Origin of the sequence: Ruegeria sp. HKCCD8929, from assembly GCF_013031405.1 — a bacterium.
GTDB lineage: Bacteria > Pseudomonadota > Alphaproteobacteria > Rhodobacterales > Rhodobacteraceae > Ruegeria.
In genome coordinates this window covers 36,182-44,304 of the sequence record NZ_WPZY01000026.1, presented here as the reverse complement: position 1 = coordinate 44,304, position 8,123 = coordinate 36,182, and the positions used below count along the sequence as shown (strand labels likewise).

The window sequence follows — 8,123 nt, the reverse complement described above, 5'->3', positions numbered from 1 at the left end:
GTCACAACCGTCTCTCCGGCCCGTCACCAGCAACCCTCAAGCGCCGGTGAAGGGCTATTTACGGAACACCTCAAATACCCGCAACCCCCATTTCACATAAAAAAACGAAATCACACAAAGAAAATGAACAAATGATATGATTTCAAACGCTTACAGGGCGTGATTATCTCGATAATGACCCGACGCACAACGCAAACCTTCAAACAAACGCAAAATCCAGCCGACTCACAGTAAGAAAATCCAGTTTCGCACAAGAACCCGGCACACCCGACCGCAGACTCAGCGATTGGTGAGGGTCAGAATCTCTCAGTTGCCTTGATTGATTTTAGCCAGCCGCTCCAGGTTCACCACCGCCGACAGCATGAGACGATCATGACTCCAGTCGTCCGTTTTGCGTATGGTGACCGACCCCGCCGACAGCACGGTGACAAAGGTCAGGGCAAGCGCCAAAAACAGCACAGGTGCGGAATGCTGCACCGCCGGCCCATCGGCCAGCGCCAGCACGCGCTGCCGCAACACGCGCTTGGCTTTGCTGCCATTGACCAGGGCCACGTTCAGAACACCCGGTTGACCAGCCGATGCAGTGCGCGAGCAATAATCCAGCAGGCAGGTCGTATAGTCCCTGACATCGAACACGTTCCGGGCCACCACCGACTGATCACAGCCCAGCTCACGGAGTCGGTCGAACTGGTATTTCAGAATCAGATAGGCCGGGTTCCAGAAAAACAGGGGGCGCATGAACTCAAGCGCCAGTTCCCACTCGATATCGCCTGCGCGCACATGCTGGAACTCATGTGCTATGGCAAAGCGCATGTCGCGCGGCTTATCCAACAGATGGCTGGGCAGGATGACGTGCCGGCGAAACAGGCCACGGACGGCAAAGGGAACCGAGATAGTGTCGGACAGGCGCACATCGACTGTTGCCGAACGCCGCCAAAGAAAGCTCGACCGCACCATGTTGCGAATGGCCAAGGCCGCCAGAACGGTACGCAGGGCAAGCAGCAATGCCATGGCGGCGAGCCCGGACACGACCAGGGTCAGCAAGGTACTCTCGCCCGACAGGATCACGTCGACCCAGCGCTGGCGTGTATTCAGCAGAACCTCGAACTGGATTGCGGGAATCGCAATGTCGCCCCGCAGATAGGCTGCGACGGCAATATCGCCAAACGTGACAGCGCGGCCCGGCCAGACCGCCTGAACCAAAGTCGCGGCTCCGATCGCCAACAACGGGCTGAGCATCACACAGACAAAGAGAACCTTGAGAGCGCGGAGCTGCGCGACATAGGCAAAACGCAGAGGCGTACGGGCAAGAACAACCCCGGCGGCAAGCCAGACCAGCGCCGACAAAGCCAAAATCACATTCAGTTCGAGATACGCATCGAGAACCGGTCTAACCGCTGTCATTTTGCAGTCTCCTCTCCACCAGTGCCCGAATTTCCTCGAGATCCGCTTCGGTCAATCCGGCATCATCGACAAGACGCGCCACCAAAATGGCGGGCGTGTCGTCGAAAAGTGTCCGGGACAGATTCTGAAGCGAACGCGCCTGATATTTGTTCTTTTCCAGAAGCGGCGTGTAAATGAGGGTCTTTCCCTCCTTGCGGCTTTCCACAAACCCTTTTTCATCCAGAATACGCAGGATCGTCGCCCCCGACGTATAGGCCAGGTTGCGCTCTGACGGCAGGCGGTCCAGAACGTCGCGCACCGACCCCTCGCCCAGCGCCCAGAGCTCGTTCATGAACTCCAGTTCGACTTCGGTCAGGAGGTTTCCCGTTTTTCTTTTTCGCATGGGTTTCGGTGTCGCCATTTTCTGAATGTGTCTGCTAGACAACCATCCTTTCGCCGTTCGGCAAAGCCTAAACTTTCCAGAATACGAAAATGCCCCAGCCAATCGACAGGAACAGGGGCGCCCAGACCGGCTGACCCACCAGGCCAAGCCAGGCCAGAAAGATGTAGGCCGAGCCCAACAGGGTGATGAACAACCTGTCGCCCAGAGTTGTGGTCAGGCCCAATACTCCGCGCCGCTCGATGCCGTCGCGAAATTTAGTGACCTCCAGGATGCCGATCAACGCGATTGCCGAGAAGATACCCACGAACACAGCCAGCGTTGCCGGGGTCCAGGCCATCCAGAAGTCGGGCCATAATGGATCGGTCCAGGAGAAGCCCTTTTCCTCTTGCTGGCCAACATTGCCCCATCCCGCCTGAGCCTGAGCAAAGGCCGTTGAAGGGAGCGCGGAAAGGATGAGCACAAGTTTACGCATATCGAACCTCACACACGTCCCATCGCGAAACCGCGCGCGATGTAGTTGCGGACAAACCAGATGACGATGGCGCCAGGGATGATGGTCAGTGTACCGGCTGCGGCCAGAAGGCCCAGCTCGTACCCCGCGCTGGATGCCGTGCGGGTCATTACGGCGGCGATGGGTTTGGCTTCGACCGCGGTCAGGGTTTTCGCCAGCAGCATTTCGACCCACGAGAACATGAAGCAGAAGAACGCGGCCACGCCGACGCCCGCTTTGATGTTGGGCAGGAAGATCTTCACGAAGAACCGTGGAAAGGAATACCCGTCCACATAGGCCGTTTCGTCCAGCTCCTTTGGTATGCTGCGCATGAACCCTTCCAAGATCCACACCGCCAGCGGGACGTTGAACAACGTGTGTGCCAACGCCACGGCCAGATAGGTGTCGAACAATTGCATTGAGGAGTAGAGCTGAAAGAACGGCAAAGCGAACACCGCAGCGGGGGCCATCCGGTTGGTCAGCAGCCAAAAGAACAGTTGCTTGTCACCGAGGAACCGGTAACGCGAGAAGGCGTAGGCCGCCGGTAGCGCAACGCAGACCGAAAGGACGGTGTTCATCGTCACGTAGATGATCGAGTTGATATAGCCCCAATACCAGGTCGGATCGGTGAAGATCGCAACGTAGTTGGCCAGCGTGAAGGTCTGCGGGAACAGAGAGAAGCCCGACAGAATCTCGTTCGTGGTTTTGAAACTCATCGCGACCAGCCAGTAGATCGGTAGCATTAGGAACGCGATATAGAGGATCGGGATGATGGACCGCTTTTTCATTGCGCGTCGTCCTTTGTCATCAGCGTGTAGAAGACCCATGAAACCAGCAGCGTGATGGCGAAATAGATCAGGCTCATCGCGGCCGCAGGGCCGAGGTCGAACTGTCCAAGCGCGATCTTCACAAGGTCGATCGAAAGCAGGGTGGTTGAGTTTCCGGGGCCGCCGCCGGTCAGAACGAAGGGCTCGGTATAGATGTTGAAACTGTCCATAAAGCGCAGAAGCACCGCAATGGTCAGAACCGTCTTCATCTTGGGCAACTGGATGTAGCGGAACACCGACCAGTTCGACGCACCGTCGATCTTGGCGGCCTGATAATAAGCGTCGGGGATCGAGACCAATCCGGCGTAGCACAGCAGCACGACCAGCGAGGTCCAGTGCCAGACATCCATGACGATGATGGTAATCCACGCCGAAATCGGCTGTTGAGTCATGTCATAGTTGACGCCCAGCACGTCATTCAGGAAATACCCCAGCAAGCCGACTTTGGGCAGCGTGAAGATGTTCCACATGGATCCCACCACGTTCCACGGGATCAGCATGGGCAAGGCCATCAGGACCAGGCAGACCGGCACCCACAGGCCCTTGCGCGGCATGGACAGGGCCACGATGATCCCCAGCGGCACCTCGATCAGCAGGATCAGAGCGGTGAACAGGAACTGCCGCCCCAGTGCGGCCTGGAACCGTTCAGACCGCAGAATCTGTTCGAACCAGCCCAGCCCTTCCCAGAAGAACTGGTTGTTGCCGAAGGTTTCCTGCACCGAGTAGTTGACCACCGTCATCATCGGCACTAGCGCGTTGAAGGCCACCAGTGCCAGAACCGGCAAGACAAAGAACCATGCCTTTTGGTTTTCGGTTCTCATTGCGCCCGCTCCTCGGTTGCGATCCAGCCGTCGCGGTAGACGCGGGATTGTTCTGGTTTGAATTGCAGGTGAACCTGCGTTCCGGGCTCGGGCACTTCGTCTTCCGTCACCGCTTTCAGCGCCGTGTTGCCGACCATGGCGCTGACGACATAATGCCGCCCGATATCGGATACCTTGGTCACATGCGCCGGGATGCCAGTATCGCCAAAGCCGACATATTCGGGACGGATGCCCAGATTCGTGTCGCCGCCGCTGCCGCTGATCGGCCCTTCGACGGTGACGTCGTGCCCTTCGAACACCGCGCGATCGCCGCGAACTTCGCAGGGCAGCACATTCATCCCCGGCGAGCCGATGAAGTGCCCCACGAATGTGTGTTGAGGACGTTCGAACAGCTCGACCGGCGTGCCGATCTGCACAACCTCACCATCCTGCATCACCACAACCTCGTCGGCAAAGGTCAGCGCCTCGGTCTGGTCATGGGTCACATAGATCATCGTGGCCTTCACCCGCTGATGAAGTTCCTTCAGCTTGGACCGCAGTTTCCATTTCAGATGCGGGTCGATCACGGTGAGAGGTTCGTCGAACATCACTGCATTTACGTCATCGCGCACCAGACCCCGGCCCATCGAGATCTTTTGCTTGTTGTCGGGGCTGAGGCCCGAGGCGCGCGTATGCAGCATCTCGGTCACATCCAGCATTTCGGCGATCTCATCCACACGACGTTTGATCGTCGCAGCATCGACGCCCCGGTTTTTCAAGGGGAAGGCCAGGTTTTCGCCCACGGTCATCGTGTCGTAGATCACCGGAAACTGGAACACCTGCGCGATGTTGCGTTGATCCGGGGGCAGGCTGGTGACGTCCTGATCGCCGAACAGAACCTGCCCCTCGGACGGGGTCAGCAGGCCGGAAATGATGTTGAGCAACGTGGATTTCCCGCAACCGGACGGCCCCAGCAGCGCATAGGCCCCACCATCGCGCCACGTCACGTCGATTTCCTTGAGCGCATAGTCCTGCGGACCCTGCGGCGCGGGCATATAGCTGTGTTTGAGGTTCGAAAGTCTGATCTGTGCCATCTTACACCACCCGCTTTCCGTCCTGGCCGAAATACCGGCAATGGGCCGGGTTCATGTAGAAACTATGATCCTCACCCACCTGATAGGGATGCACCCCGGTCGCCAGCGACACCCAGGCGTCATCACCATGCTGGAAATGCGCGCTGGAATCCGAACCCGAAAGCTCGGTCACGATCACCCGGCCTGTCAGTTCCACATCGGCCTCCGAGGTCCGAAACGGTGTCACGCGGTGCGGGCGCACGGCGACGGTGTATTCTCCATCGGGCAGATGTGTGGCATCAAAAACGGCCCAACTGCCTCCACCTGCCAGCTGCGCCTGCGCCGACGAGATGGTGATTTTCGCCAGATTGATCGGCGGGTCCGAAAACACCCGTGCCGCGGCGATGTTCTCGGGATTGCGGTAGATGTCTGCCGTGGGACCGAACTGGGTCACGCGGCCGTCCTCCATCAGCGCGGTATGGCCACCCAGCAGCAGCGCCTCTTCGGGTTCCGAGGTGGCGTAGACCACAACCGCACCGCGCCCTGCGAACAGATCGGGCAACTGCTCGCGCAGTTCCTCGCGCAGCTTGTAATCCAGGTTGGCCAGCGGTTCGTCGAGGAACACAGCACGGCTTTCCTTGGCAATGGCGCGCGCCAGCGCGGTACGCTGTTGCTGACCACCGGACAACTCATGCGGGCGGCGGCCAAGCATCGGGCGCAACTGCAACAGATCAGCGGCCTCTTCCACCCGGCCCTGAACCTCGCTTTCGACCATGCCCGCGACCCGAAGGGGTGAGGCGATGTTCTCGAAAACCGACATGTGCGGGTAGTTGACGAAAAATTGGTGCACCAGACTGATGTTGCGTTTCTGCGTGTTCAGCCGGGTCACGTCCTGCCCGTCCATCAGCACCCTGCCCTGCGCGATCGGGTCCAGCCCGGCCATCAGCTTGATCAACGAGGTCTTGCCGGATCCGGTTGCCCCCAACAGCACGTTGAAATGGCCGGCTTGCAGGGTGAGTGTGGTTGGTTTGATGTGGGTGACGTTGCCCACTTGTTTGACTGCGTCTTGAAGTTCGATCATGTCCGTGGGTCCGGTCCCGCAATGCCCGAAATGCAGGCGTCTTTCTTGGTTGGTGGGGGCCGCCTGATGCGGCGACCCCGGGTTTCATCGGCTTACTGGGACTGCCAGCGCGCAACCAGTTCGTCGTAGTTGACGGTCTGGCCCTGCGGCTTTTCGTTCTCCAGCTTGGCCTTTGGCGAACCCGCCTTCTCCAGCCAGACGGACGGATCCTGCGGTTCGTTCAGGCGCGGACCGCAGCCACCGTAGACACCGGCGCTTTCATCCGCGGCCTGCATACGGCCCATGGTAATGTCCATCTCTTCGGCCAGTCGGTCCATCGCCTCTTGTGGGGTGAAGGCGCCCGAGTTCACGTCACCGATCTGCTGCCACCAGATCTGGGCCAGCTTCGGATAGTCCGGCACGTTGATGCCCGTCGGCGACCATGCCACACGGTCGGGCGAGCGGTAGAACTCGACCAGACCACCCAGCTTGGGGGCGCGCTCGGTGAAACTCTCGTGGTTGACCGAGCTGTCGCGGATAAAGGTCAGACCCACGTGGGACTTCTTCACATCGACAGTCTTGGAAGTCACGAACTGGGCGTAGAGCCATGCGGCCTGAGCACGATCCGAGGGGGTCGATTTCAGGAAGGTCCACGACCCCACGTCCTGATAGCCAACCTTCTGGCCTTCTTCCCAGTAGGGGCCGTGCGGGCTGGGCGCCATCCGCCACAGCGGCGTGCCCTCGTCATCCACGGTGTTGTTGCCTTCGGACTTCGGCTTCACCATGTCGGCGGTGAAGGCGGTGTACCAGAAGATCTGCTGGGCCACGTTGCCCTGGCTGAGCGCCGGCAGCGACTGGTAGAAGTCGTAAGACGCCGCACCTGGAGGCGCATAGGCTCGCAGCCATTCATCCCATTTGCGGATCGCATAGACCGCAGCCGGACCGTTTGCAGCACCACCGCGCGACACCGAAGCGCCGACCGGGTTACAGGTGCCCGCTTCCATGCGGATGCCCCATTCATCGACCGGAACACCGTTGGGCTCGCCCACGTCACCAGCACCGGCCATCGACAGCCAGGCGTCGGTCATGCGCCAGCCCAGGTCAGGCGCGCGCTTGCCGTAATCCATGTGGCCATAGATCGCGACGCCGTCGACTTCCTTCACATCGTTGGTGAAGAACTCGGCAATGTCTTCGTAGGCAGACCAATTGACCGGAACGCCCAAATCATAGCCATACTTTTCCTTGAACGCAGCCTTGTTGGCTTCGTCATCGAACCAGTCCTTGCGGAACCAGTAGAGGTTCGCGAATTGCTGATCCGGCAGCTGATACAGCTTGCCGTCCGGGCCGGTAGTGAACTGAATGCCCATGAAGTCATCCAGATCCAGCGTTGGCGAGGTCGTGCCTGCCCAGTCGCCGCCCATCATGTCGGTCAGCGGGTAAGCCAACTGCAGACGCGAATGCGTGCCGATCAGGTCGCTGTCGTTGACATAGCCGTCATAGAGGTTCCGGCCCGTCTGAAGCTGAGTCTGAACGGCCTGAACCACTTCGCCCTCACCGAGGATCTGGTGGTTGACCTTGATGCCGGTGATTTCCTCAAACGCCTTAGTCAGGACCTCGGACTCGTAGGAGTGGGTCGGAATGCCTTCGGACAGGACGTTGATTTCCATGCCAGCATAGGGCTGTGCAGCCTCGATGAACCACTGCATCTCGGCCATCTGTTCGTCTTTCGACAGGGTCGATGGCTGGAATTCGTCGTCGATCCAACGTTGCGCCGCGGCTTCGTCGGCCCAAACGGGGCCGTGTCCCGCAATGACGGCAGCCGCCGCCACTGCGGAAAGCAGATGTTTCCGCATCTGTCTCCTCCCAAATTTGTTGTTCTTCCGGGTATTACCGGATGGCAGTCAGCATCGGCGAATTCTCGCTTTGATGTCAAACTAAATTTTTAGTAAATGGTTGAGGTAAGCATCTTACGCTGATTTTATGATTTGAAATCAACATGTTTTCAAAAAAACCCGATGACCGCATCCCACACGACTCCATGCTGCGAAGCCGGTTCGATGGCATCGGGAACAGCGCAATAAGTGGAT

8 protein-coding genes are annotated in these 8,123 nt (G+C 59.1%); all 8 read right to left on the bottom strand.

From position 1 onward, the window contains the following. Positions 1-306 precede the first annotated feature (306 nt). On the bottom strand, positions 307-1,404 hold the full coding sequence (locus GOX53_RS23405; RefSeq protein ID WP_171180702.1) for a M56 family metallopeptidase: 1,098 nt from the start codon (positions 1,402-1,404) through the stop codon (positions 307-309). Beyond that, positions 1,391-1,786 carry a BlaI/MecI/CopY family transcriptional regulator gene (locus GOX53_RS23400; protein ID WP_171180700.1) on the bottom strand — a complete coding sequence of 132 codons (396 nt, stop codon included), beginning with the start codon at positions 1,784-1,786 and terminating at the stop codon, positions 1,391-1,393. Before GOX53_RS23400 ends, GOX53_RS23405 begins: the two co-directional genes overlap by 14 nt. 67 nt (positions 1,787-1,853) lie before the next feature. Then, positions 1,854-2,123, bottom strand: a complete 270-nt coding sequence (locus GOX53_RS23395) for a DUF2160 domain-containing protein (RefSeq protein ID WP_371810418.1) — start codon at positions 2,121-2,123, stop codon at positions 1,854-1,856. 143 nt (positions 2,124-2,266) lie between these two features. After that, positions 2,267-3,064: a carbohydrate ABC transporter permease gene (locus GOX53_RS23390; RefSeq protein ID WP_171180696.1), complete on the bottom strand. Its 798-nt coding sequence runs from the start codon at positions 3,062-3,064 to the stop codon at positions 2,267-2,269. Continuing rightward, positions 3,061-3,924, bottom strand: a complete 864-nt coding sequence (locus GOX53_RS23385) for a carbohydrate ABC transporter permease (protein ID WP_171180694.1) — start codon at positions 3,922-3,924, stop codon at positions 3,061-3,063. Before GOX53_RS23385 ends, GOX53_RS23390 begins: the two co-directional genes overlap by 4 nt. Further along, positions 3,921-4,997, bottom strand: a complete 1,077-nt coding sequence (locus GOX53_RS23380; protein WP_171180692.1) for an ABC transporter ATP-binding protein — start codon at positions 4,995-4,997, stop codon at positions 3,921-3,923. The genes GOX53_RS23385 and GOX53_RS23380 overlap by 4 nt, the downstream gene beginning before the upstream one ends. A gap of 1 nt (position 4,998) precedes the next feature. Further along, a complete protein-coding gene (locus GOX53_RS23375; protein ID WP_171180690.1) occupies positions 4,999-6,057 on the bottom strand; it encodes an ABC transporter ATP-binding protein in 1,059 nt (352 codons plus the stop codon). A 92-nt stretch (positions 6,058-6,149) separates the two neighbouring features. Continuing rightward, entirely contained in the window at positions 6,150-7,889 is a 1,740-nt protein-coding gene (locus GOX53_RS23370) for an ABC transporter substrate-binding protein (RefSeq protein WP_171180689.1), read from the bottom strand. Positions 7,890-8,123: the final 234 nt, after the last annotated feature.

Excerpts from the sequence above, each read along its gene's own strand:
- GOX53_RS23405 (WP_171180702.1), bottom strand. The coding sequence starts at position 1,404 with ATGACAGCGGTTAGACCGGTTCTCGATGCGTATCTCGAACTGAATGTG.
- GOX53_RS23400 (WP_171180700.1), bottom strand. The coding sequence starts at position 1,786 with ATGCGAAAAAGAAAAACGGGAAACCTCCTGACCGAAGTCGAACTGGAG.
- GOX53_RS23395 (WP_371810418.1), bottom strand. The coding sequence starts at position 2,123 with ATGGCCTGGACCCCGGCAACGCTGGCTGTGTTCGTGGGTATCTTCTCG.
- GOX53_RS23390 (WP_171180696.1), bottom strand. The coding sequence starts at position 3,064 with ATGAAAAAGCGGTCCATCATCCCGATCCTCTATATCGCGTTCCTAATG.
- GOX53_RS23385 (WP_171180694.1), bottom strand. The coding sequence starts at position 3,924 with ATGAGAACCGAAAACCAAAAGGCATGGTTCTTTGTCTTGCCGGTTCTG.
- GOX53_RS23380 (WP_171180692.1), bottom strand. The coding sequence starts at position 4,997 with ATGGCACAGATCAGACTTTCGAACCTCAAACACAGCTATATGCCCGCG.
- GOX53_RS23375 (WP_171180690.1), bottom strand. The coding sequence starts at position 6,057 with ATGATCGAACTTCAAGACGCAGTCAAACAAGTGGGCAACGTCACCCAC.
- GOX53_RS23370 (WP_171180689.1), bottom strand. The coding sequence starts at position 7,889 with ATGCGGAAACATCTGCTTTCCGCAGTGGCGGCGGCTGCCGTCATTGCG.